General features: G+C 60.9%; 21 protein-coding genes and 1 riboswitch. Of the genes, 10 read left to right on the forward strand and 11 right to left on the reverse strand.

The window, feature by feature from the left end:
* The 5 genes from QZL67_RS10580 to QZL67_RS10600 form a co-directional block, all read right to left on the reverse strand.
* Positions 1-477, reverse strand: a 477-nt coding sequence (locus QZL67_RS10580; protein WP_292920305.1) for a helix-turn-helix domain-containing protein, incomplete at its 3' end; no start/stop codon positions are given.
* A 66-nt stretch (positions 478-543) separates the two neighbouring features.
* The gene (locus tag QZL67_RS10585) at positions 544-1,017 is read right to left on the reverse strand and encodes an S-ribosylhomocysteine lyase (RefSeq protein ID WP_022290690.1); all 474 of its coding nucleotides are present in this window, start codon (positions 1,015-1,017) and stop codon (positions 544-546) included.
* Between the two features lie 51 nt (positions 1,018-1,068).
* On the reverse strand, positions 1,069-1,755 hold the full coding sequence (gene mtnN, locus QZL67_RS10590; RefSeq protein WP_022290691.1) for a 5'-methylthioadenosine/S-adenosylhomocysteine nucleosidase: 687 nt from the start codon (positions 1,753-1,755) through the stop codon (positions 1,069-1,071).
* A gap of 9 nt (positions 1,756-1,764) precedes the next feature.
* Positions 1,765-2,172: a zinc ribbon domain-containing protein gene (locus tag QZL67_RS10595; protein WP_022290692.1), complete on the reverse strand. Its 408-nt coding sequence runs from the start codon at positions 2,170-2,172 to the stop codon at positions 1,765-1,767.
* A 191-nt stretch (positions 2,173-2,363) separates the two neighbouring features.
* Positions 2,364-3,569 carry an acetate/propionate family kinase gene (locus tag QZL67_RS10600; RefSeq protein ID WP_022290693.1) on the reverse strand — a complete coding sequence of 402 codons (1,206 nt, stop codon included), beginning with the start codon at positions 3,567-3,569 and terminating at the stop codon, positions 2,364-2,366.
* A gap of 199 nt (positions 3,570-3,768) precedes the next feature.
* Here QZL67_RS10600 and QZL67_RS10605 point away from each other — a divergent pair, with 199 nt between their 5' ends.
* From QZL67_RS10605 to QZL67_RS10635, 7 genes are all read left to right on the forward strand, one after another.
* Entirely contained in the window at positions 3,769-5,004 is a 1,236-nt protein-coding gene (locus QZL67_RS10605) for a nucleotidyltransferase family protein (RefSeq protein ID WP_022290694.1), read from the forward strand.
* Between the two features lie 33 nt (positions 5,005-5,037).
* Entirely contained in the window at positions 5,038-5,910 is an 873-nt protein-coding gene (locus QZL67_RS10610) for a DUF3298 and DUF4163 domain-containing protein (RefSeq protein ID WP_022290695.1), read from the forward strand.
* 114 nt (positions 5,911-6,024) lie between these two features.
* A complete protein-coding gene (locus QZL67_RS10615; RefSeq protein WP_022290696.1) occupies positions 6,025-6,363 on the forward strand; it encodes a PadR family transcriptional regulator in 339 nt (112 codons plus the stop codon).
* A gap of 33 nt (positions 6,364-6,396) precedes the next feature.
* On the forward strand, positions 6,397-7,137 hold the full coding sequence (locus tag QZL67_RS10620) for a permease prefix domain 1-containing protein (RefSeq protein ID WP_022290697.1): 741 nt from the start codon (positions 6,397-6,399) through the stop codon (positions 7,135-7,137).
* Complete coding sequence (locus QZL67_RS10625) at positions 7,134-7,781, forward strand: hypothetical protein (protein WP_022290698.1); 648 nt, start codon at positions 7,134-7,136, stop codon at positions 7,779-7,781. The genes QZL67_RS10620 and QZL67_RS10625 overlap by 4 nt, the downstream gene beginning before the upstream one ends.
* 10 nt (positions 7,782-7,791) lie before the next feature.
* A complete protein-coding gene (locus QZL67_RS10630; protein WP_022290699.1) occupies positions 7,792-8,523 on the forward strand; it encodes a permease prefix domain 1-containing protein in 732 nt (243 codons plus the stop codon).
* The gene (locus QZL67_RS10635; protein WP_022290700.1) at positions 8,520-9,185 is read left to right on the forward strand and encodes a hypothetical protein; all 666 of its coding nucleotides are present in this window, start codon (positions 8,520-8,522) and stop codon (positions 9,183-9,185) included. The genes QZL67_RS10630 and QZL67_RS10635 overlap by 4 nt, the downstream gene beginning before the upstream one ends.
* Before the next feature lie 67 nt (positions 9,186-9,252).
* On the opposite strand, the gene QZL67_RS10640 is transcribed toward QZL67_RS10635, so the two are convergent.
* The 3 genes from QZL67_RS10640 to QZL67_RS10650 are packed head-to-tail and all read right to left on the reverse strand — an operon-like array spanning position 9,253 to position 16,454.
* Positions 9,253-10,299, reverse strand: a complete 1,047-nt coding sequence (locus tag QZL67_RS10640; protein WP_022290701.1) for an NAD(P)H-dependent oxidoreductase — start codon at positions 10,297-10,299, stop codon at positions 9,253-9,255.
* Positions 10,300-10,359: 60 nt separating this feature from the next.
* Positions 10,360-11,607 (reverse strand): hypothetical protein, encoded by a 1,248-nt coding sequence (locus QZL67_RS10645; protein ID WP_022290702.1) that lies wholly within the window; start codon positions 11,605-11,607, stop codon positions 10,360-10,362.
* Positions 11,608-11,630: 23 nt separating this feature from the next.
* Complete coding sequence (locus QZL67_RS10650; protein WP_022290703.1) at positions 11,631-16,454, reverse strand: nicotinate-nicotinamide nucleotide adenylyltransferase; 4,824 nt, start codon at positions 16,452-16,454, stop codon at positions 11,631-11,633.
* Between the two features lie 197 nt (positions 16,455-16,651).
* Here QZL67_RS10650 and QZL67_RS10655 point away from each other — a divergent pair, with 197 nt between their 5' ends.
* The gene (locus QZL67_RS10655) at positions 16,652-17,644 is read left to right on the forward strand and encodes a hypothetical protein (RefSeq protein WP_022290704.1); all 993 of its coding nucleotides are present in this window, start codon (positions 16,652-16,654) and stop codon (positions 17,642-17,644) included.
* A gap of 71 nt (positions 17,645-17,715) precedes the next feature.
* On the opposite strand, the gene QZL67_RS10660 is transcribed toward QZL67_RS10655, so the two are convergent.
* Positions 17,716-18,597, reverse strand: a complete 882-nt coding sequence (locus QZL67_RS10660) for a rhomboid family intramembrane serine protease (protein WP_022290705.1) — start codon at positions 18,595-18,597, stop codon at positions 17,716-17,718.
* Positions 18,598-18,767: 170 nt separating this feature from the next.
* Positions 18,768-18,860: riboswitch (SAM riboswitch) on the forward strand.
* A gap of 92 nt (positions 18,861-18,952) precedes the next feature.
* Between QZL67_RS10660 and metK the strand changes: the two genes are divergently transcribed.
* Positions 18,953-20,140 (forward strand): methionine adenosyltransferase, encoded by a 1,188-nt coding sequence (gene metK, locus QZL67_RS10665; RefSeq protein ID WP_022290706.1) that lies wholly within the window; start codon positions 18,953-18,955, stop codon positions 20,138-20,140.
* Positions 20,141-20,301: 161 nt separating this feature from the next.
* Here metK and QZL67_RS10670 read toward each other — a convergent pair whose 3' ends face one another.
* Together QZL67_RS10670 and QZL67_RS10675 are read right to left on the reverse strand one after the other, a co-directional pair.
* Positions 20,302-21,150, reverse strand: coding sequence for a reverse transcriptase family protein (locus QZL67_RS10670; protein ID WP_022290707.1), 849 nt, complete (start codon positions 21,148-21,150; stop codon positions 20,302-20,304).
* Positions 21,151-21,440: 290 nt separating this feature from the next.
* Complete coding sequence (locus QZL67_RS10675) at positions 21,441-21,653, reverse strand: cold-shock protein (protein ID WP_022290708.1); 213 nt, start codon at positions 21,651-21,653, stop codon at positions 21,441-21,443.
* Positions 21,654-22,030: 377 nt separating this feature from the next.
* On the opposite strand from QZL67_RS10675, the gene QZL67_RS10680 reads away from it, so the two are divergent.
* On the forward strand, positions 22,031-23,024 hold a 994-nt coding region (locus tag QZL67_RS10680; protein ID WP_292920307.1), incomplete at its 3' end, for an AAA family ATPase.

Below are 23,024 nucleotides of genomic sequence, written 5' to 3' on the forward strand. Positions count from 1 at the left end.
ACCCACGATAATGCCCCAGCCGCTCTCGTCCTCATAGAGAACCTTTCCAATGTTGCTTTCCGGGTGTTCCAGGTCGATGTCTACGCTGTATGTTCCAGGAAGTTCTGAGAAGGAAAGTGCGTAGTCCAAGTCGTCATATTGATAGGAAAATCCACCACTCCAGGTGCCCAGATAATCAAAATAGCCCAGGAAAAAAAGCAGAACAGCGATGGCGGACACCAAAGCCCCGCCGATGACGGCCCATTTTTGCTTCAGCTCCCGCAGATTGGGGGACTGCGGGGCACCGTAGATGAGCTCCATCACCTCCACGCCCAAAGCCGCCGCGATCCGCTCCAGGGTTTCCAGATCCGGTTGGGCCTTTCCAGTCTCCCAGGCGGAGATGGTCTGCCGGGTGACAAAGAGTTTCCCCGCCAGATCCTCCTGGGTCATGCGCCGCTCGGTGCGAAGGCGGCGGATGTGCTTTGCGACAGAGGCCATGGCCCACACTCCTTTCCTATTTGATGGCCCCAGCCTACCACAGGCCGGGGCCATCTGTCATGCAAATCATTTTTGCGCGGCTTCGTAGGAGAGTTTTTCCACCGTCCAATCCGCGATCAGGTCCGCGTAGAACCGGCAGACGGCCCGACCAGTCTCCACATCCAGATTGATGTAGTTGCCGCACTCCGCCGGGCTCTTGCCGGGCATCTCGCCAGTGTAGTTTGCTGCCTGTGTAAAGACCTCCCGCAGAAGGTTGATGGCCTCCTCGCAGGAGAGCAGGCGGTTGTCGAAGAGAAAATAGAATCCGGTCTGACAGCCCATGGGGCCAAAGTAGATGACGGCCTCTTTGTGGGCGGAGTTGCGGAGTAGCGTGGCAATCAGGTGCTCCGTGGAGTGCATCTCCGCGTTGGTGAGCAGATCGCCGGTGTTGGGCTTTTTGAACCGCAGATCGAAGGTGACGATGTCCCCGTCCCGGCGGGAGTAGTACAGCCCCGGGCACAGACGGTTGTGGTCCACGGTGAAGCTGGCAATGCGTTCCATGATAAAATGGCCTCCTTTATAAAATAAAAAACTCAATTCCGTAAGGAAAGGTTAGCAGAACTCCTGGGCAAGAGATTGAGCCAGCGGCAGTACCACACGGCCCAGAGCATCCAGAGCCTGTCCAAAGTCAAAATACTCCTCTGCCTGTTTTTCGGAAAACAGGTGGTCGGACACGGACTTGACGGACACAAACCGCACACCGTTGCGCAGGCAGACCTGGGCAATGGCGCCGCCTTCCATCTCCACTAGCAGCGGGGAGAAGGTATCCCGAATCCATTCGGCCCGACTGCCCTTCACGGCGAACCAGTCCCCGGTGGCAATTCTTCCGGTGACGGCAGAGACTCCCTGCTCCTTCAGCAGCGAGACGCACCGCTCCGGCTGCCAGGTGGGGAAGACCACCTGATTGACGGTAGAGACCAGCCCGATGGGGTCCCCAACCGCGGTGGTGTCCACGTCGTGCTGCACAAATTCTGATGCAACCACCAGACTTCCGGTGGGCAGGTCTGTAGCGCAGCCGGCCACACCTGCATTGAGAATCAAGTCCACGCCGTATTTCAGGCAGAAGATTTCCGCGGCCATGGCGGCGTTGACCTTGCTGACGCCGCCGGCGCAGGCCAAAATGCCGGGAGCCGCTTCAAAAAAGGGCACGCCGGAAACGGTCTCCACCGGGGGAAGGTCCCGGGCGCCGGGCAGCGCGTGAAATTCCGCAGGCATGGCAAATTGCAGTCCGATTTTCATAGTACCTCCTCAGGGTTCCTCCGGCAGGCGCTTGCCGCACTTGCCGCAAAATGTAAAACCTTCGCCCAGCCGGGCACCGCAATAGGGGCAGTAGCGGAAGTCGCCGGAGTCAGCATTGCTGTCTTCCGGTGCTGTTTCCTCCCGCTCCAGATCCAGCCGCTGGGCCAGCGGGTCCGGTTCCTCCTGGCTGTCCACAATATCAAATTCGGAATAGCGGTTTTTGCCGGTGGCATTTTTGAAATTATAAATAGCCTGGACGATGCCGACGAGTACAAACACCACGCCGAAGAGACAAAAGAGCGGCGGCGCACCCATCGAGGCGGCGGCTGCCGTCCAGATGACGCCGAAGATGGCGGCGAACAGGGAGCCGACGGCTCCCATGGCCGAGGGACCACGGCCCGGCTTGACGCTTTTCATGGCAGTTCCTCCATTCATTCACGGTGTTCAACAGTATATCATGAATCCGCTCCGGGGGCAACGGGGCTCTGCGTCCTATGTAAAAGTTAGCGCAGGAAGTGGACTTATGCTGTATCCGCCCCAGCCGGGAGAAAAAAATAAGAGGGAGGAACGCACGTTCCTCCCTCTTGCACTTTGCTGATGGAAATCGCTTAGCCCTTGACGATGGCAGCGGTATCCATGGCGATCATGAGCTCCTCGTTGGTGGGGATCAGCAGGACCTTCACCTTGGAGTCGGCGGCGGAGATCACAGCCTCCTTGCCACGGGTGTTGTTGGCCTCGGCATCCATCTTCACGCCCATGAACTCCAGACCAGAGGCAATAGCCATCCGCTGAGAAGCGGAGTTCTCGCCCACGCCGGCGGTGAAGATGATGGCGTCCACACCGCCCATAGCAGCAGCGTACGCACCGATCAGCTTCTTAACGCCGTAGTTGAACATGTCAACGGCCAGGCCGGCACGCTCATTGCCCTCCTTGTGGGCATTCTCCAGATCACGGAAGTCGGAGGAAACGCCGGAGACACCCTGAACGCCGGACTTCTTGTTGAGGATGTTGAGCATGTCATCGATGTTGATGTTGTGCTTGTTCATCAGGTACTGCAGGATGCCAGCGTCCAGATCGCCGGAACGGGTGCCCATGGGCAGACCGGCCAGGGGAGTGAAGCCCATGGAGGTGTCCACGCTCTTGCCGCCGTCGATGGCGGTGACGGAGGAACCGTTGCCCAGGTGGCAGGAGATCAGCTTGAGCTCCTCGGGCTTTTTGCCCAGCATAGCAGCGGCACGGCCGGCAACGTACTTGTGAGAAGTGCCGTGGAAGCCGTAGCGGCGGACCTTGTCGTTCTCATAGTACTCATAGGGCAGGGCATACATGTAGGCCTTGGCGGGCATGGTCTGATGGAAAGCAGTGTCGAACACGGCGACCTGGGGCACGTCTTTGCCCATGACGGCGGTACAGGCATTGATGCCGGTGATGTTGGCGGGGTTGTGGAGAGGAGCCAGGGGGATGCAGTCTTCCAGGGCCTTCATGACCTCATCAGTGATGAGAACAGACTTGTTGAAGGCCTCACCGCCGTGCACCACACGGTGACCCACAGCGTCGATCTCCTTCATGGAGCCGATCACACCGTTGTCCTTGTCCACCAGAGCGTTCAGCACGGTCTGAATGGCCTCGGAATGGGTGGGCATAGCCACATCCACGGCGTCCAGGACCTGCTTGCCCTCTACCTGGGGCTTGTAGGTGAACTTGCCGTCGATGCCGATGCGCTCGCACAGGCCCTTGGCCAGCAGCACGCCGGTCTCAGGATTAAGCAGCTGATACTTCAGGGAAGAGCTGCCAGCGTTGATGACGAGAATGTTCATAACTTCACGACTCCTCTTTCTTTTTGGGAAACCCTTGCGGGTTCCCCGTCAGTGATATAAAATGAGAAAAATTATTTTTGCAGTTTCCGCAACGCGGACGCAAAACTAGACAATACTTATTATAACAAAGATTTTCCAGGTTACAACCCACACTTTTACCGAAATGTCACTTTTCTGTCATTAAATCGAGGTGAAATCTGTGCAAACTGCGGGTATCATCATAGAATACAATCCCATGCATGACGGCCATCTCTACCTTTTGGAGCAGGTGCGGGCGCAGCTGGGGGCGGATACAGCCTTCGTGGGCGTCATGAGCGGGAACTTTGTTCAGCGGGGGGATTTTGCCCTGCTGCGCAAACATGCCCGGGCCCGGGCCGCTGTGGAGAGCGGCGTGGACCTGGTGCTGGAGCTGCCCCTCCCCTGGGCGGTCTCCTCGGCGGAGCGGTTTGCCCGCGGCGGCGTGGAGATCCTGGCGGCCACCGGTGTGGTAATGCACCTGGCCTTTGGCAGCGAGTGCGGGGACGCGGCGGCGCTGGAGCGTTTGGCAGCGGCGCTGCACCATGCGGCGTTCCCGGCTTTGCTCCGACAGGAGCTGGAACGGGGAGACAGCTTTGCGGCAGCCCGCCAGCGAGCACTGGCGCAGCTTGTGTCTCCGGAGGACGCGGCACTGGTCTCCGATCCCAATAATATTTTGGGCGTGGAGTACTGCAAGGCACTGGCGGAGAGAGCGTCCGCCATCCGTCCGCTGACGGTCCGCCGGGCGGGAACGCCCTATCACGGCACGGATCTGGTGGGGGCACAGCCCTCCGCCACACTGCTTAGGACACTTTTGCGGTCCGGGGAGCGGGACCGTGCGCTGGCGCTGATGCCGCCGGCGGTCCGGCGCATCTATGGGGAGGAAGAAGCCGCCGGACGTGCCCCAGTGTTCCGGGAAAACGCGGAGCGGGCTATGCTGGCCCGGCTGCGGAGCATGACGGAGGCGGACTTTACCCGGCTGGATGAAGGCCGGGAGGGGCTGTGGGATGAAGGCGGGGGGGGGCTGTCCCGACGGCTGTATGAGGCAAGCCGCAGCGCCTGCTCCATCGAGGCCCTGCTGAATGCGGCCAAGACCAGGCGGTATGCCCATACCCGGTTGAGCCGGATGGTCCTCTGGGCCTATCTGGGGCTGGAACCTGCCGCGTTTCCGGAGCGGGTTCCTTACCTGCGGGTGCTGGCGGCGGGCGGCCGGGGGCGCGAATTGCTGGGCCGGATGCGCAAGTGCGCCAGCCTGCCGGTTCTGACCAAGCCGGCCGATGTGCGGAAACTGTCTCCGGCGGCCAAAGCGCTTTTCCGGCAGGAGGTTCGCGCCACGGATCTCTATGCACTCGCATATCCGGATCTTTCCGCCGCCGCAGGCGGCGCAGAATGGAGGGAGGGGCCCGCCATCCTCCCTTGAGCACCACCATTTCCCTGAAAAGGAGACCTTCAAATGGAAACTGTGATTGCTCTGGTACTCTTCTTGAGCATCCTGACCGGCTGCGCCGGAGAAACGATGACAAATGTGAAAAGTTCCGCTGCCGCACTGGGGCCGGCGCAGTCTGAGGAAGCGGTGCGGTTTACTGTGGAAAAGCAGACCTGCGGGGATACCCTTTTGGCAGAGGACGGCACGGAGCTTTTGACCTATCAGTTTGAAGTGCCGGAACTGACGGTCTGCCGCGGGAGCGGAGAGATCGTCAGTGAGGCGGAGACCCCCCAGGAGGAGCAGGCCCTGACGACAGCGGAAACCTTCAACGCACGGTTTGCAGACTGGCTTGACGGCAGCAATCTGGACAACCTGCTGGAAGGGGCAAAGGAGGAGCTGGCTTTTTGCCGGGAGGATGGAATGACCTGGTCGCCGTATGCGCTGGAATTGGAATGTGAGGTCTATCAGAACGATGGCCTGATCAGCGTATCCGGGACCTACTACTCCAATACCGGCGGGGCCCATCCCAACACCGCACTGCTGTCCTGGAACTTTGACCTCGGTGAGGGGAGCTTTTTCACACCGGCGGTCCTGGCGGAAAACGGCGGAGAATTTTTGACGGCGGTGGAGCAGGAACTGAATGCGCAGGCTCTTCAGACGGCGTCGGATTCGAATACTCCCCCGGAGGAGTATTTCTGGCCGGATTACGCAGAGATTCTGCGGGACTGGGCAAACTATGCGGTTTCCTTTGATGAGACCGGTATGACCGTGGCGTTTTCCCCCTATGAGCTGGCCTGTTACGCTGCCGGTGAGCAGGTATTTCATCTGACCTACGATCAGATTCTGCCGTATCTCAGCGAACATGGCGAGAAGGTTTTGGGCATTGTCCAGGCGTCCTGAACATTTTGAAAGAGACGGGCCATCCGGCCCGTCTCTTCTTGCTTGACATACCTAGAATTACGATGTAATATAAGCATAGAGGTACGAGGTATTAACCGGAGAAGGAGGCACAAGATGGGAAAGAAAACCATGGACCACACCCAGCTGCTGGTGTTGGCCCTTTTGGCGGGGGAGGACATGTACGGCTACCAGATGATCGTGGAGCTGGCCCGGCGGTCGGACCACACCTTTGAGATGAAAGAGGGAACTCTCTACCCAGTGCTCCATGGCCTGGAGCGGGACGGCCTGGTGGAAGCCTACCAGCAGGCAGCTCCCACCGGCCGGATGCGCAAGTACTATCATCTCACCCGGAAGGGAGGAGCGGTGCTCCGGACGGAGGCGGAGGCCTGGCGGGCGTATTCGGGGGCAGTGAATGCAGTGCTCCGGTCTAGCCCGGGGCTGAACCTTGCTTAAAAGCCGGCGGGTTTTGCGGGAGAGGAGGCGGTCATGACCCGGAAGGAATACACAGACGCGGTGCTTGTCGTGCTGCGGCATGTGACGCGGCGGGAGCGGGAGGCCATCCGCCGGGAGATCGACGGCCATATCGAGGATCACCTCGACGATCTGCTGCAACTGGATTATCCGCCGGAACTGGCGGAGGAGCGGACGCTCTCCGCCATGGGGGACCCTGAGGAAGTAGGCCGGGAACTGAACAAACAGTATCCCCTGCGGTGGCTGGTGGTGGGCCGAGTGGCCATGGCGTTCACCATTGCGGCGGTTTTGCTGATGGGGACTGGACTTTTGGGCTTTCTGAGCAACACCGGGGACAATCTGCGGGCACGATTCTGCCCGGAGACCCTGGCGGCAGTGGAATACCACAGTGACCATCTGGACGCTGTGGAAGAACTGGACCTCCGGGCGAAATTGGAGGACGTGACGGTCCGGGTCTACCAGGCGGGGCTTACGGACGCTTCGGGAGGCGACATGGCCTATGTGGCTCTGAGCTGCTGGAACGACAATCCCTTTGCGGAGCCGCCGGAACTGATCAATACCTTCGGTTGGGAGGAAGTGCTGAGGATCACGGGCAGCTCCTGCGGGCTTCCGCCCAGCGGGGGAAACGGCTCGAAGTGGGCCTTTGTGTATGAAGTGCCGGTGAACTACGGAGACACGGTGGAGATTACATACGAACGCTGGGGGCGATTCTTCCGGCTGTCTGTTCCGTTGCCGTGGGAGGAGGATGCCGGATGAAACGACGGAAAAAGCGTTTGACGACCCGAAAACGAAGCGCACTGGGTTGGATCACAGCACTGGTGTTGGTGGTCACGGCGGGACATCTGTCCGGGGTCTACTGTCTGACGCCGGGGCGTGCTCTGCGCAATCTGGAGCAGGAGACCTTCTGCGGCCGGACAGAGTGGCTGTGCCGCCTTGCGGAGCCCTCCGGGGCGAACCGGCGGGATTTGCGGCTGTCGGCCGGGGAACACGCTGTCATCCTGGGAGAGTACCGCTTTTCCTGGGACAGGGGCTGGAAGATTTCGGACTCGTCCGTGCTGGTACGGGAGCCGGAGCGGCCCTTCTCTGCGGGTCTTAATGACTGGACGACTGCCCGGGATACAGGAGTCTATATCCGTCATTTTTTCATCTACGGTGTACTGGAATCGGCAGAAGCTGCGGAACTGGAAATCACCTTTGACGCCCAGGAGGGGGGAACCGATCAGACGGTCCGGCTGACGAAAGCGGATTGGATCACTGCAGGCAGCGGTGAGCACTTTTTCCTCTGCGCGCTGGAGCCGGAGAAGGATCTCTATTCCTACGCCTGCTATATCACCGCCTATGATGCAAACGGTTCGGAGCTGGGGACCCTCCAGGCGGCGGGCATTCCCGGATGGGAGTAAGGAGGCGGCCATGACACGAAAGGAATACACAGATGCCGTGCTTGCCGCTGTGCGGAGGGTCACAGATCAGGAGAGGCTTGCCATCCGGGTGGAGCTTGACGCCCATATTGAAGATCACATGGCCGCCCTGCTGGAACTAGATTACCCGCCGGAGCTGGCGGAGGAGCGGACCTTGGCCGCCATGGGAGACCCGGCGGAGGTGGGCAGAGAGCTCAACGCGTGCTATCAAAGCTGGTTTTGGGTGATCCTGGGCCGGGCGGCGGCTGTGGTGACGGTGCTGCTGTGCATTCTGGCGCTGCTGCATGTAGGGCTCCTGGGAATGGTGGCAGACAGCATCAGTGCCCGGATCTACCCGGATGAGGACTCCTACTTCGAAAAGCCGATTGCCACGGAGCGGTTGGACATTCGGGTGCCGGTGGGGAACGACGTGCTGCATGTTTATCAGATCAGCGTGGGGCGAGAGGATGATACGCTGGGAGAGCAGGTGGCGGAAGTGATGTTTTGCACTTACGACCGGATTCCCGGCGGCATCGTCTCCCAGCAGTTGGCGGATGGGGTCATCCTGGAAAATCCCCGGGGAGAACAAGCGGTTTCCAACAGCGGCCGGGGCAACTGGAGGGTGGAGTATCGGAGCATCCGGATACCGGTTCAGAAGGGAGATTCCTGTGTGACACTGCACTATGAGGCATTTGGAGAGCAGATCCGGCTGGAGCTGCCCCTGCCGGGGAGGGAGATGTCATGAAACGAAAAAAGCTGCCCACCCGCAGGCGGCTGGCCCTGCGGCGGGTGGTATGGGCTCTGCTGCTTCTGTTGGCGGTGAATCATTTTTTCCAGGTGGGGTATTTGCTGCCCGGTCAGGCTGTTCGGGATGAGGAGGAACGGGAAGGCACCGGCAGGACCTGGACGGTAGAGAGCCGATGGGTGCCGGTGCTGTACAGGACCCACCGCTTTTCCCTCCGGGAAAATGAGAACGCGGTGCTGCTGGGAAATACCTATTTCTCGCCGTTTGGGTGGCAGACGACGACGGGGTGTGCACTGGACTGCTCGGAAGCGGCGGCGGTGCATGCGGCCGAACACCGGATCAGTCGGGACGGGAAGGGAACAGTGGACTGCTATTTTGGCCGCATCGACGACCCGGCTATTGAAAGGGTGGCCGTCAGCATCCAGGAGGTCACCTACTACGACCAGGGACAGGAGATTCGGAGAGAGCTGAGCCGCCTGACGGCGGAGAGGTCGGAGTTCCTCACCCGGGACGGGCGGACCTTTTTCTGGCTGATGGAGGTGCAGGATGGGGAGATAGACCCGGAGCAGATCATCCAGCCGGTCCTCATCGCCTGGGGAGAAGACGGCACCGTGGTGGCGGAGTTTACCATCCGCCAGGGAAGTTTCGGCTCCTACGGATAAGAGACGGAACCGCGGCAGCGGTCTGTGGAGAGAAAAGAGGACGCACGGCAACGCCGTGCGTCCTTTTTTACAGGGTCAGCTGCCGGCGGATCGTCTCCGCGAACCGCTCCAGCCGTTCCTCAATGCCCGGCAGCCGCTCTGCCTCGCCCTTGTCGTTGGCGGTCTCCAGCAGGCAGAAGTCCGCAGGCAGCCAGAAGCCCTTGTTCATGTTCAGCGCGGAGACCACCTGACTTGCCACGATGTCCCCGCCGGAGTAACCGGAGACCACGATGGCGAACACCGCCTTTTCCGCAAAGGAGGTGGTGCGGTACAGGGCCGTCAGACGGTTGACGGCAGCGGTGAGGTTGGCGGAGAGGGCGTCGTTGTAGTTGGGGCAAAGCAGCACCACCGCGTCGGCGTCCCGGATGGCGGGATACACCTCCTGGACCATGACGCCGCCGTAAAAGCAGCTGCCCCGCTCGCCGAAGTGGAGGCAGGTGGTGTAGGGACACCCGGCGCAGTCCTCCAGGGTGCCGTTGCGCAGCCCAATCTCCGTGACAGCGCACTGAAGTTCCAGCTGTGCCCGCACATGGCTCCACAGCGCCAGCGTGTTGGAGGTGGAGCGGCTTGAGGCATGGAGTACCAGGAGCTTTGGCTGCTGCCGCCGGGGCGGGGAAAAGGAAAGCACCCGCTGGGCAAGATCCACCACCGCCAGACGGTAGGCCTCCGGCAGGGAGCAATTGGCGTTCTTGGCCTGGACGGTGAAATTCCTGAGACTGCCGGTGGCTTCCACCAGAGGGCGGCCCGGGAAAGTGCACCCCGCCAGCGAGGCCGCCAACACCAGCTCCCGGGCGGCGGACTTGGTGTAGAGATCGCCGATCCCATCTGTCACCACGCCGCCCACGCTGCCGGAAAGACAGCCGGGGTGGGTCCGGAGAAAGGCCAGCAGATCGTAAAAGCCGTGGCCGGGCCCGCCGGCGGAAATCGAAAGGGCGAAGAGCAGCCGCCGGTTACAAAGACGGTCTGTCAGCCAGGAGATCCGCTCATGGGGATAGCCCCGCAGGGCGGCGTTCAACACGCCGTTCAAGCGCTCCGATGGTTCGGCGGGGCAGACCAATGCCAATGTCTCAGTCATGCGCCTCAGTTCCTTTCCTGAAAGTATCCGTGGGGTCTTTTGATTGCCGCACTCAGCCTGTCAGAGAATCTCCCGCAGGAGCGTCTCCGTCTCTGCCAACCGGGCAAACAGCGCATCCGGCAGGGAAAGGGACTCGGTCTCCAGGCCGTGAGGGGTGTAGCGGTTGCGGACGCCGAACCACACGTCTCCCAGACACACGGACCCGCAGTGCCATGCGCCCCGGAGCGTCAGCAGCAGCTGCATGGCACCGGAAGCCACCGCCGGGGCCACATAGGGCTTGAAGCCCAGGTCCCGGATTCGGAGATTGGCGGTCTCCACCAGCTCCGTCAGCTCCCGGGAGAGGGCGTCATCATAGTGGGCCACGGAGTTGGCAATGACCAGTCCCCGGCCATGGGGGCCGAAGCTGCGGCCCTCGGTCAAAAAGTCCGCGAAGCGGGGGTCTTGCTTTGCAAACCAAGCCGCCCGGGCGTTCATGACGCCGAGGCCGAGCCCCTGAATCTGCTCTGCCAGCAATCCCTGTCCGTTCCATTGGCCGGATGCGTCCTGGTTGGAGGCGAGAAAGGCCGCCTTGCACAGCGGGTCCACCGGGTCGCTCATCACGGCGAACAATCCCCGGAAGCCCGCCTCCCGGGCCTGGCGGGCGAACGACTCCACCAGCGGGCGGTTGGCGGCGAACTGGGCCATGCGCACATCCTGCACGGCACTGCCCACGGCGGGAATGGATTTGGTGGCGGCAAAGAGAAAGACGTCGCATTCGAAAAGATGGGCAGGCTCCACCGGCTCTACCTCCGGCAGAGCGTCATAGTCCCAGGGCCAGGAGATCTGGCCCATCTCCGCCGTCCAGCGGGCGACGATATTTTGATTGAGGTCGCAGATGCCAATGGAGGAGATCACATCTCCGCCGATGAGCTTCAAAGCGGTGAGCAGCGTGCCGCCCACATCGCCCACCGCCAGCAGATGCACCCGCTTTTTCCCGGGACGGATCTGGAGAAAATCCAGCGCGTCCTGCCAGCGGGGATGGCGGGTGTTCACAGCGGTGATCTCCTCTGTCCGAATGGCCTCCAGCGCCGCCGGCGTCAGATCCGAAGAGGCGGGGGGCAGACGGTCCGCATCCAGCCAGACCGCGCCCTCCCGGGGAGCAGTGAGCTGCCGGGGGTCCGATACCCTCCAGGCGGTGCGGCCGGTTCGGGGGTCCCGATCCACCAGAATAAGCGGCGGGAATCCGCAGGCGGGCGGCTGCGCATGTGCCAAGGGGAGATTCGGTAGCAGTGAGGCGGCAAGGTATCCGCCGGCATGATAAAAGTACATGGCAAAGCCGTCCTTTCAGAAGATTATTCCAGCACGTCCCGCATCCGCAGCAGCATCTTCAGATCGTTTTCCAGGCAGGCGGAGGCGGGAAGATTGGGATCGTAGCTGAGACAGGCGCCCTTGTCCGGGGACAGGGGCAGGATCACCGCCTCACTGAGACGAGAAAGGGTCAGGTTCCGGGCATATCGCTCCCGGTATGCCCGTTCCAGTGCCAGGAGGATGTTCCGGGAGTTTTCAATGCAGATCCGGGAGAAGGCAAACACCGCCGCCCGTCCGCACTCTTTATAGAAGCGGGGGAAGGCGTAGGGAAGGATCAGGTTCACCGCCGGTGTCAGGCCAGGTACGGAGGGTTCAGCGTCTCCCACGGTATCACCGCCGATGAAGGGATACATGGTGGACTCCACAAACCAGGCCCGCATATTGGGAATGAAATATACGCTGTCCACGGTGCGGCCCTTGGCGGACATCAGATCCCTCCCTCGGCCGGAGAGCAGGCCCACCAGCACCTGGTCGATTTCCAGCCCTTCCTGGCGGAACAGGGGGTCCAGAGCATTGATGCGGTTGCCGGAGTGAAGCAGGTCGTCCACCAGAATCACCGGGCGGCGGAAGGACCGGATGGTGCGGATTTGGCTCTCCAGCGGGGAGTAGCCGGGATAGGCACGGATGGAGAAGGACCGCAGGTCTGGGGCGAACACCTTATCGGTGTGAAGGGTCTTGGTAACGGTGTTGGGGATGGCGTTGCCCCGGAGGATCTTTCCGAAGGGAACGCACATCTTGGGCCCCAGGACCCGAGGTTTGGTGGGTTCGGCGGGGACACCGTTGAGTTCTGTGATCTTGCGCATGAGGCGGTGGTAGATGACCTCTGCATTCAGGGAGAGTACCAGCGTGCCGGGATACATGCCGCACAGGGCCCTCTGAAGCTGCTGATGAGCTTCCTTCACCGCGTCCAGGACCCGCTGATCAGAGGAGAAGGGCTCTTTGAGGGTGGTGGGGATATTTTGCAGCAGCACGGCGGGAAAGCGCATATCCACCACCAGAAGGGGCCGGGAGTCCTCCGACTCCACCCGGACAAAGCCCTGGCGCTGCAAGAGATCCAGCGTCTGCATGGAGGTGATGGGAGCGATGGAATACCAGACGGCATAAGCACAGTCATCCCGCATGGCCCGGGAGAGGGCCTCCGTCAGAAGAAGCTGCCCCACGTCATAATTCCCACCAGGAGAGCGGGCCATGTAAAGGCCGGTCAGCAGTTGGATGTGACCGGAGGTCCGGTTGCGGACGGCGTTTGCCAGCTGCTCGCTGCCAAAGGCCTCGAAGAGTCCGCCGGAATTGACGGTGCGCATGGTCAAAACGCCCAGGACCCGGGGACGGGGGCCGTTTTCCCGCAGCACGCACACGCTGTCCCGGGGATCGATCTCCGCCGGACGTCCCCGGCTGTCGGGCACCGCGTCCGCCAGAGCGGACCGCTCCTCTTCGCTGGGGTGCTCCAAATAGGAAAAGTCCAGAAAGCTGGCCCGGATGATCTGCTTGTACTGCGGCTCCCGCAGATAGAGACTGTTGCGGTAGATGAAGTCCTGCACCGCCGGGTCGATGAGGTTGGAGATGTCCCGGCCGTAGTCAATGTTCTCCCGAATGCGGGTGGAGGAGATGTCCTCCAGGTGGGTGGGCAGCCGCAGCTGAAGAACCTTTCCGCGGATGCAGGAGAGATCTGCTTCCATTTCCTGGCCGGAGGCATCACTGGAGCGGCGGAAGACGATGTGATTAAGGAAATGGACGGAGCCGTCCTGAGGCGGCACCTTGTAGGAAGAGGCGTTGGCCACCACATCGGACCCCACCGTCAGGTACAGTTCCCGACCGGCAAAGACCTCCCGCAGCCGGTCCAGGTCCGAGGGCGTGGCCAGGTTGACGGGGATATCATGGGGGAAAAGATACACGTTGAATTCGTCCGCCACGGACATGGAGACAATCTGACGCCGCACCAGGGAGGGCTGGGCCTTTTTGGACCAGGAGAACTCGTCCACGGCCAGATATACCTCAAACCCCAGATCCCGAATCTCCTGGACAATGCCCTTGTGGCTGAGGGAGAAGGGGTCGAAGGTCCCGGGGAAAAAGGCCACGCGGTCCGGTGCGGAAAAACGGAAGGGACCGCTTTCAATGTGGTGGGTGATGATGAAACGGTAGACGTGGCTCAGCGAGGCGGCGGTATAGAAGAAGGTCAGCTCCTTTTCCGGCTGCTCGTTGATGAGAAAGAGAACCTTTTTGGCCAGCAGGGTGAAAAGCTCCGCCTTATCCTCGTAGGCCAGGGCGCTGGAGGCAAACAGCCCCTCCCCCAGAATGTGGAGGGCCTCCTGCCGCACGGACTCCCGGTAGGAGGCGAGCCCCTTGAGGAGCAGTCCCGCCATCCGCTCGCGGCGGGCAGAGAGAGTGGCCTCATCCTCGTCGAAGCGGCCGCCGTAGACGGCATAATACTCCAGCATGGACCCCACAGTGGAAAGTGCGGCAGCCACCACGTTGCTGTTGGCGGAGGAGAGCAGAAAGTGCATCTGGTCCAGCACCTCGTCCAGCTCCCGGGGGGTCAGCCACAGAGCAAACCGCCCAAGATACTCCGGGATGTACTTGGAGATCTCCGACTGACCCGTCTCCAGGGCCTTGCTGAGTTCCACCGCGATCTCGTTGCGCCGGTCCGGCGTGAGCACCGGGGCGATGGAGAGCAGTGAGGCACCGGCCATCCGCCGGACCACCACATTTTCGCTGACCTTGATGAGGTTGGAAAAATGGGTGGCGATGTGGAGAACATTTGCCCGGTTGCCCTGCTCCACCTGGTCCAGCAGATACTCCACGCCCACGGCCTTCAATACCCAGGGCGTGGCGGTTTTCAGATTGTCCAGAAACACGGTTGAGATGGCATCCGGATGGTCCAGCAGCGCCCGGTGGGCGGATACATCCAATCCCAGCCGTTCGCCTACCTGGGCCTGGAGGAACAACAAAGGCGTGCTGATGACGCAGTCGGCGCTCTCCACCGCCTCCGCCATGGTCTGCCGCTCCGGTGCGTCGGGGGAGAGCACCGTCAGCAGATAGCGGAAAAGCCGCAGTGCCGCAGCCTTCTGAGAGGCCTCACCGTGCTCCAGCCACCAGGTGGCGAACTCCACCAGCAGCGTCTGATCCGCCGGGCTGACCCGGTTCATGGGCAGGTTCAGCACCGTGTCCAGCAGGGCAAAGGCCGCGTCCGGCTCCACGGAGGCAGGGTCATGATAATGCCGGAAAAGCTCCGCGGCAAAACGGGGAGCGTCAGCATCAGAGCACTCCTCCAGCAGGGCATCCGCCACTGTCTTGGCCTGGTAGCGGATCATGCTGGTCTGCCGGGGCGTCAGCCGCCGGTCCGGATGGATCAGTTTTTGCAGATACTCCGCCCACAGCAGGAAGGGACGGTCTGCCTCGGGCCCCGGAGAGATGCCGGCAGGCAGCTCTTTTTGATACCCGGAGTAGAATCCGGCCAGAATCCGGCCGATCAGCGCGGCGGACTGGCGGCGGATATCGCCGTCGGGGAGCATCAGCAGCTCGTAGAGAAAATCCAGGGTTTGCTCCTTCTGAGCAGAGCTCCAATACGTAAAATATTCCTCAAAGATGGACACATAGGCCCGCAGCCGCTCCCCCTGCTTTTCACTGCGGGCGGCTTCCAGAATGTTGGCAAACAGCTGCTCCCGGCCCAGGCGGTGCATCAGACGGATATTGTGATCCACCGCCGTGCGGCGGATGGCGGAGACCACCTGGTCGGGGGTCATCAGCGCTACATCCTGCCGGGGACAGGGAGTACCTCCCGGGGAGGCAAGCGTGGTGTCTACGCCGAAGGAGGCCATGTACTCCTCAAAGTCCCGCAGCTTTTCATAGACATAGCGATAGCGCCGCCGCTTGGCGGAATTGACGTTATCCAGCTTGCTCAAAATCACGTCGAAGGCTTCCTGAAGGGAGTATAGGTGGGCGATCTCCTGCCCGCTCTCGTCCCGGGACTGCTTGACCCGGAAATCGGCGTATACCAGCACCAGCGATTCGGAGGAGAGGTTCTCGATCTCCAGGTCCCAGACGGAGTGATTGGCGGCGATGCGGCCCAGGGCGGTCAGCCCCCGCTGGGTGAACCACTGGTCGGTATAATAGTAGTGGAGATAAGGGACCCGCTCGCCGGGCTTGCAGCCGAATTTGCCCAGGTCATGACCGGCGGCGGCGCCGGAGATGAGCCCCAGATCAATGAGCCCCCCGCCCGCCCGGAAAGCGCGGGAAACCGTCATGGCCACGTGGTGGACACCGGCGATGTGCTCCAGCGTGCGGAATGGGGTCACCTCCCGTCCCAGCCGCAGCAGTTCGTAGATATACTCACTGCGGAATCGCTTGATAAATTGCCGGTATTCTGCGCCTACGCCGCTTTCTGCCAGCTCCGCGTCGGTGCAGAACGCAAAATCCAGCCACGGGTCGAAGGGCAGTGCCCGCCGTTCCGCGGCAAAGAGAACCTGCAAAAACTGCAAAAAGCAAAGCGCGCCGTCCCACTGGGCGGAGGTGTGCCGGGTATCTGCCGCCGGGTAGAGCAGGGATGTGGCCACCTGATAGGCATAGCGCAGCCAGCCCTCCTCCGGCTCCGGTGCCAGACCGTCCAGCAGCGGGCGGAATGCCTCCAGCGCCTCGGCGCAGGAAATGCGCCGCCGGATGGGCTCCAGGGAGGAGAGTTGCGCGGACCAGTTCACCTCCCCGAACAGACGGCTCAGATCGGTGCGGTTCATGCCCAGCTTTCGCAAAAACATCTTGTCTCGGAACGCATCTTCCATCCAGAGCGATAAGGACCGGTCTGTCTGCTTATCCATGGCTCCTCCATTCCGCCCGCCAGGGCAACGGTGTTACCTTCAGTATACCGCACCGGGCGGAGAGAGGAAAGAGGAGGCGGGAAAAAAATGATGGAGCGGTATTTTTTGACGGCAGGGCAAAAAGACGGAGGAATCGGGCAGAATGTGATATAATATCCACGAATACGGGTCCACGGGCAATGGAGAGAGGGTGCGGCATGAATCGGCGGATTGGAAAACTGCTCTGGAGAAGCATTGGTATCTTGCTGGCGGTAGTGGTGCTGTTTCAGACGGCATTCCTGCTCTACTTCCGGGATTTTTACGGTTCGGCGGAAAAGGAATTTTGGGTACCGGGGCTCTCCGGTGAGTTTGTTCCCCAGGGAATGGACCGGCTGCGGGAGGGATTCCTGCTCAGCGGTTATCTTTCCGACAGCGGTGCCGCCCGACTGTATCTGGTGGAGGCGGACGGCAGCGCCCGCCTCATTCGCCTGCGGACGGAGACGGGACATACGCTGGTCAGTCATGCCGGGGGAGTAGCGGTAAGCGATGCCTTTATCTACCTGGCCGGCGGGAACGGACAGTGCTATGTGTTCTCTGCGGAGGATGTTCTGGACCCGCGCCAGACGGCAATCTCCGTGGTGGGGAGCTTCTACACAGGGAACCGGGCTTCTTTTTGCTGTATGAGGGGACAGTCCCTCCTGGTTGGGGAATATGCCTACGGTGAGCGGTACCGCACCGCCGACAATCACCACCTCATCACGCCTGCGGGGGATCAGAACACCGCACTGGTGACATCATTTCCACTGGAAAACGATGCGCCCCTCGGTGTATCGGAGCGCCCAGAGGCGGCCTACTCCATCCCGGAGCGGATTCAGGGCATGAGCTTTTCCTCGGATGGGCGGGCGATCCTCTCGGCTTCCAGCGCCTTTGGAGCCTCACAGATGTATCTCTATGACTTTGGGGGTGTGCTGGCGGACCGGCAGGGGATTCTCTGGATCAATCAGGCACCGGTGCCGCTGTACTACCTGGACAGCGATAACTGCACGGGGATTCTTCACATGCCGCCCCACGCGGAGGAGATCACCTTTGCAGACGGAAAACTCTACCTGCTCTTTGAATCTGCCAGCCGCCGCTTCCAGTATGGCAAACTGGTGGGCGGCAGTTACGTGTACAGCCTGTCCCTGCCGGAAATCGTGCAGGAAACGCTGTAAAGGAAATAGACCTGTCGGAAGCTGCGCCAACAGCGAAAACGCCCGCCCCGATCTCGGGGCGGGCGCTGCGATTATTCCTTGAAGTGTTCGTGATGGAAGATGTGGTCCTCACAGAAGCAGTGGTAGCCGGCGCAGCGGGAGCAATACCGGAACTGCAGATCGGGATAGTCGGTATCGGTGCGGCCGCACACCTCACACTTGTGGCGGTAGCCCTGCTCCGCCTCTTTTCTCCGCTGCTTGCGGACGGCGGATTTGAAGTGGATGGTCTGGTGAGAGGTCTGGTGTCGGGCCCGTCCCCGGCGGTAGGCGATCTCGTCGGAGAGATTGGTCCAGAAGAACACAAAGAAGTTCAAAAGGGCGACGACAGGCAGCAGTGCGCCCAGGAAGTTCAGCTGGATGAGGTTCGAGATCACCACGACGGCAAAGATCACGCCGTCCAGCGCCGCCAGCCATTTGACTTTCACCGGAATGATGAACATGACCAGAAGCTGCGTGTCCGGATAGAGCATTGCGAAGGCGAAGAACATGGAGAGGTTTACATAGTCGGCACCGGCGATCCAGACGTCCTGGCCGGTGACAAGTCCCGTTATAATGCCGGTAAGTAGTGTCAGCACCACGCCGGAGAGATAGTAGAGGGTGAATTTGGCGGTGCCCCACTCCCGTTCCAGAGTATTGCCGATCATGTAATAGAGGTACAAAAAGATCGCCAGCCAGAGGATGTCCCCGGTGGAGTAGTACCCGGGCATGAAGAGGAAGGTCACCAGCCGCCAGACCTCAAAGTGCTTGATGGCCTCCCAGCTGAAACCCAGAAAGCTGATGGCCTGGTATCCGGCAAAAATAGACAGCAGATATACGACGACATTGCCGATGACGATGAACTTCATCAGATTGGGGATGCCGAAGTTGGGATGGGTATAGGCGAACCGATCCACAGCGGCGTTTAGTTTTCTCAAAATCAAACCCTCCAGAGCCACAGAATTCAAAACATGAATATTATACCCATCCTGGAGAAAAAAGTCATGTATAATTTTTGAACGATGCAAAAACCGGCATTTTGCAAAATCTGACGGCACCGTATTGACATTCTGTGCAAAGCCGTATAGTATAGTAGCTACAATTTCATCCCTTATCAAGAGTGGCGGAGGGAACGGCCCGATGAAACCACGGCAACCTGCATTGTAAGGTGCCAAATCCGGCGGATACCGACAGATGAGGAGCGAGAAGGCAGCAAGTGCGCGTTTCGTCATTGTCGAAGCGCGCGTTTTTTTCGGCTCTTGAAAGGGAAACACACAAAAGGAGCAAGATAACATGGCAAGACATTATCTATTCACCTCGGAGTCTGTGACCGAGGGACATCCCGACAAGATCTGCGATCAGATCTCTGACGCGGTCCTGGATGCCATTCTGGAGCAGGACCCTGACGGCCGGGTGGCTTGTGAGACCACCGTCTGCACCGGACTGATCCACGTCATGGGCGAGATCACCACCAAGTGCTATGTGGACATCGGCAAGATCGCCCGGGAAGTGGTTCGGGACATTGGCTATGACCGGGGCAAGTATGGCTTTGACTGCGACACCTGCGGTGTCATCACCTCTATTGATGAGCAGTCCGCAGATATTGCCCTGGGTGTGGACAAGTCTCTGGAGGACAAGGAGGGCACTGACAGCGAGCTGGGCAACGGTGCCGGCGATCAGGGCATGATGTTCGGCTACGCCTGCGATGAGACGCCGGAGCTGATGCCCCTGCCCCTGTCCCTGGCCCAGAAGCTGGCCAAGCGGCTCACCGAGGTCCGCAAGAGCGGGGAGCTCTCCTACCTGCGGCCCGACGGCAAGAGCCAGGTGACGGTGGAGTATGACGAGAATAACCGTCCTGTCCGGGTGGACACCGTGGTCATCTCCACCCAGCATGATCCGGACGTGAGCCTGGAGACCATCCGGGCTGATATGGTGGAGAAGGTGGCCAAGGCCGTCATTCCCGCCGAGATGCTGGACGAAAAGACCAAGTATTATATCAACCCCACCGGACGCTTTGTCCTGGGCGGTCCGGCCGCGGACACCGGCCTCACGGGCCGTAAGATCATTGTGGACACCTACGGCGGCAGCGCCCCCCACGGCGGCGGCTGCTTCTCCGGCAAGGACCCCACCAAGGTGGACCGCTCCGCTGCCTACGCTGCCCGTTGGGTGGCCAAGAACATCGTGGCGGCCGGTCTTGCCCGCCGCTGCCAGGTGGAGCTGGCCTACGCCATCGGTGTGGCCCAGCCGGTGAGCATTCTGGTGGATACCTTCGGCACCGGCACCGTGGGTGACGACAAGCTGGAGGCCGCGGTCCGCAAGGTGTTTGACCTGCGTCCCACCGCCATCATCCGGGATCTGAACCTGCGCCGCCCCATCTACCGCAAGCTGGCCGCCTATGGCCACATGGGCCGGGAGGACCTGGGCGTGGCCTGGGAGAAGACCGACCGGGTGGAGGCCCTGAAGGCTGCTTTGGCGGAGTAACAAAACGAAAAGAACCGCACCGTGAGCATTCACGGCGCGGTTCTTTTTGCTTGTATTGCTCAGGTTGTCCGGGCCAGGGCCTCCAACAGCCACTCCCGCCATTGGCGGGGCTCTGCATTGGCGGGCCTCTGTCCGTTCCGGTTCGATCTGGAGCACATAGCTCACCCGGCCCAGAAGGCTCTGGAGATAGGCCCGGGGCGGCAGGTCCTGCCCGGTCCGGGCCAGGTGCTCCGCCACACCGAAGCGCCGGCAGGAGTAAAGTTCCTGTAAAGTTCCTGCCGCAGTTTCCGGCGCAGCTGGGGCGGCACCGCCGGGTGCTCGTTCACGGTGAGCCCCGTGACTGTCTGCCGGCCGCCTGCCGGGAGCAGGCGGGTCTTGCGGGTGTTGAGAAAGAAGCCCCGGCTGCGCAGCTCCGCCCCCGCAAAGGCTTGGACCTCCCCGGCGTCAAAGCTGCCGGAAAAAGTGAGATCGTCGCAGTAGCGGGTATAGGTGATGTCCCGCCGGGCACACCAGGTGCCCACCGTTTGATCGAAGTCCCGAAGAATCAGGTTGGAGATGGTGGGGGAGCTGGGCGCCCCCTGGGGCAGCCCCTCGTCATAATAGCACAGCATGGTGAGAAGAACCCGCAGAGGCTCTGCATAAATAAAGGCTGGAAAGGCAGATTCTTTCACAGCAGAATAGAGCACGCTGCCGAAAAAATCCCGGATGTCCAGCTTCAAAATCAGCGGTTTCCCCACGTGGGGAGTAGCGTTGCGCAGCGGGCCCGCGCCGCAGCGGTAGGCGGTGGCACAGGGGGAGACGGGCAGAAGGGGCAGCAAGCGGTCTGCAATGCGGCGCTGGATGGTTTTGAGGAGCGGGTCCGGCACGGAGAGATGGCGAACCGTGCCGTCCCGCTTGGGCAGCTCTGCCGGGTGATAGTGCCGGGGCAGGCTGTTGCTGACGGCATACAGGGTCTGGATGGAAAAGCCCAGATCCCGGGCCAGGGTCTCTGCTTCCCGGTAGACAATCACGGCAAAACCGCCTCCTTTCCGGTGCGAAGCAAGACAAATGTGCATGGGAGCCCCGCGGCCGTATCCCAAGCACACCGGCGGTGTGCCGAAATACGGCCAAGGGCCTCGCCTGAGCGCAGCGAATACGGTGGGAATGTGCCTTCCGGACGCGACTCGCGTCTGGCGCCGGGAATCCGGTCTTGGGCTGATGCTCCGCAACAACAGTATACTCCTGCGGGGGCGGAAAGACAAGGTAGAGAGAGAAAAAACGCACCCACTCCCAACAGGGAGTGGGTGCGTTTCCGGGGAAATCAGACCGCGCAGACGTTGGTGGCCCGCAGTTTGCTGGGGTCCTTGGGATCGGGCTCAGTGCCGAAGGTGACCTTCTGGCCCTCAGCCAGGGTGCGGAAGCCGGTACCCTGGATGGCGGAGAAGTGGACGAACACGTCGCCGCTGCCGTCGTCGTTGGAGATGAAGCCGAAGCCCTTGGTCTCATTGAACCATTTCACAGTGCCGGTATACATTAATGATACCTCCAAAAAAGTATTTTCCGAATCTAAAGAGAAACGCCGCGGAACTGCGAGTCAAAATGAAAATTGACTCACAAACCCACGGCGATCAATTCAACCATTCAGAACTCAATCATTGTATGGGCTCCGGAAAGAAAAGTCAAGGAAAAGTTTCCGGCGCGGATCACTGACGGAAATTTCTGGATGCCATGGCCTGCCGGCGGGGAAACGATGGCAAGGGCGGACTGAGACGTCCGCCTCGGGTGAAAAAGCCGTGAAGCCATTGAAAACTATTGATTTTTTAGGCGTTTCGATATATCTTATAGTATCAGGGCTTTATACTGAAAAGCAGCTCTATGTCAGGGGGCCGTCCGGCCCACAGAGGTGAAAACGTGTATTTAAAAGCATTGGAGATCCAGGGGTTCAAATCCTTTCCGGACAAGACGGTCCTGAATTTCGGCGAGGATATCACCGCCATTGTAGGGCCGAACGGCTCCGGCAAGTCTAATATTTCAGACGCCATTCGCTGGGTCATGGGCGAACAGAGTGCCAAGGGCCTGCGTGGCGCCAAGATGGAGGATGTCATCTTCGGCGGCACGGAAAAGCGGGCCCCGGTGGGGTTTGCCCAGGTGACGTTGGTGCTGGACAACACGGGGCATATTTTTCCCACTATGGAGGAGTCCGAGGTGGCGGTGACCCGCCGGTATTACCGCAGCGGGGAGAGTGAATATTACATCAACCGCCAGTCCGTTCGTCTCAAGGATGTAACGGAGCTGTTTCTGGACACCGGCATGGGCAAAGAGGGATACTCCATCATCGGCCAGGGCAAGATCGACGAGATCCTCTCCGCCAAAAGCGGTGAGCGCCGGGAGATCTTCGAGGAGGCCGCAGGCATCTCCAAATTCCGCCACCGCAAGGAGGACGCCGAGCGAAAGCTGGAGCGGACGGAGGAGAATCTGGTCCGCATCAATGACAAGATCAGCGAGCTGGAGCTCCAGGTGGAGCCCCTGCAGGACCAGGCGGAACGGGCAAAAAAGTATCTGCTGCTGCGGGATGAGATGCGCGTTTTGGAGATTTCTGTCTGGCTGGAAAACCTGGATGAGCTGAAGGCGGATGCCCGAAAGCTGGAATCGGATTTCCGGGCTGCCGAGGCCGCCCGGGACGAGGCCCGGGCCCAGTTGGACGCACTCTACGCCGAGGGTGAGCGCTATGGCCGGCAGATGCAGGAAAAGGATATGGAAGCCGAGCAGGTCCGGGCAGAGTCAGCCGGGCTCGAGAGCCGTGCCCAGGAGCAGGAAAGCGCCGTGGCAGTGCTGGAAAGCGCCATTGCCCATAACCGGGAGAATATTGAGCGGGCCCGGACGGAGCTGATGGAAAGCGACAGCC

The organism is Oscillibacter sp. CAG:155 (genome assembly GCA_000436875.1).
GTDB lineage: Bacteria > Bacillota > Clostridia > Oscillospirales > Oscillospiraceae > Oscillibacter.

Bases quoted from the DNA above. Each gene is read 5' to 3' on its own strand.
- QZL67_RS10625 (WP_022290698.1), top strand. From the start codon at position 7,134: ATGAAACGACGGAAAAAGCGTTTGACGACCCGAAAACGAAGCGCACTG.
- QZL67_RS10600 (WP_022290693.1), bottom strand. From the start codon at position 3,569: ATGAACATTCTCGTCATCAACGCTGGCAGCTCTTCCCTGAAGTATCAG.
- QZL67_RS10585 (WP_022290690.1), bottom strand. From the start codon at position 1,017: ATGGAACGCATTGCCAGCTTCACCGTGGACCACAACCGTCTGTGCCCG.
- QZL67_RS10630 (WP_022290699.1), top strand. From the start codon at position 7,792: ATGACACGAAAGGAATACACAGATGCCGTGCTTGCCGCTGTGCGGAGG.
- QZL67_RS10610 (WP_022290695.1), top strand. From the start codon at position 5,038: ATGGAAACTGTGATTGCTCTGGTACTCTTCTTGAGCATCCTGACCGGC.
- QZL67_RS10650 (WP_022290703.1), bottom strand. From the start codon at position 16,454: ATGGATAAGCAGACAGACCGGTCCTTATCGCTCTGGATGGAAGATGCG.
- QZL67_RS10635 (WP_022290700.1), top strand. From the start codon at position 8,520: ATGAAACGAAAAAAGCTGCCCACCCGCAGGCGGCTGGCCCTGCGGCGG.
- QZL67_RS10675 (WP_022290708.1), bottom strand. From the start codon at position 21,653: ATGTATACCGGCACTGTGAAATGGTTCAATGAGACCAAGGGCTTCGGC.
- QZL67_RS10655 (WP_022290704.1), top strand. From the start codon at position 16,652: ATGAATCGGCGGATTGGAAAACTGCTCTGGAGAAGCATTGGTATCTTG.
- metK (WP_022290706.1), top strand. From the start codon at position 18,953: ATGGCAAGACATTATCTATTCACCTCGGAGTCTGTGACCGAGGGACAT.
- QZL67_RS10645 (WP_022290702.1), bottom strand. From the start codon at position 11,607: ATGTACTTTTATCATGCCGGCGGATACCTTGCCGCCTCACTGCTACCG.
- QZL67_RS10620 (WP_022290697.1), top strand. From the start codon at position 6,397: ATGACCCGGAAGGAATACACAGACGCGGTGCTTGTCGTGCTGCGGCAT.
- QZL67_RS10640 (WP_022290701.1), bottom strand. From the start codon at position 10,299: ATGACTGAGACATTGGCATTGGTCTGCCCCGCCGAACCATCGGAGCGC.
- QZL67_RS10615 (WP_022290696.1), top strand. From the start codon at position 6,025: ATGGGAAAGAAAACCATGGACCACACCCAGCTGCTGGTGTTGGCCCTT.
- mtnN (WP_022290691.1), bottom strand. From the start codon at position 1,755: ATGAAAATCGGACTGCAATTTGCCATGCCTGCGGAATTTCACGCGCTG.
- QZL67_RS10595 (WP_022290692.1), bottom strand. From the start codon at position 2,172: ATGAAAAGCGTCAAGCCGGGCCGTGGTCCCTCGGCCATGGGAGCCGTC.